This window comes from Streptomyces sp. SID13726 (assembly GCF_010548375.1).
Classification (GTDB): Bacteria; Actinomycetota; Actinomycetes; order Streptomycetales; family Streptomycetaceae; genus Streptomyces.
On sequence record NZ_JAAGLY010000439.1, the window covers coordinates 1 to 444 of the forward strand.

The following is a 444-nucleotide window of genomic DNA, read 5'->3' on the forward strand; positions in this document are numbered from 1 at the left end:
GACGGCCCCACCGACCGACGGGAGCACCCGGCCCGACGATCCGACGACGTCCGGCTCGACGCCGACGGGACACGGGCGAGCAGGTTGGAGCCTCGACGACGGACAGGGGTCGTCCACGACCTCCGGGCCCGGCACGTGGCCCGCTCCCGGCGTGGGGGCTCGTCACTCCACGAGCTCGTACGGTCGGTGAGCACGGGCGGCGGCGAGCGCCTCGGCCCACCAGTCGAGCTGGCGCAGCATCCTCGAGGCAGCCGCCTCCGCACGCTCCGGCCGACGCAGCGTCCCGCTGTCGTCGAACGCCTCGTGAACTCGAGGAATCGCCACCCCGGTCTGCATCGTCACGACGTGGAGCTCGGCGAAGACGGCGCGCAGCTGTTCCACCGCCCGCAGGCCGCCCGAGCTGCCGCCGTAGGAGACGAACCCGCCCGGCTTGGCGAACCACTC

1 protein-coding gene is annotated in these 444 nt (G+C 73.9%); it reads right to left on the bottom strand.

Annotated elements, in window-relative coordinates:
- Window positions 1–162: 162 nt before the first annotated feature.
- Window positions 163–444 (bottom strand): NAD(P)H-dependent oxidoreductase (locus G3I78_RS48480; protein ID WP_164437014.1); only part of this gene is annotated, 282 nt, incomplete at its 5' end.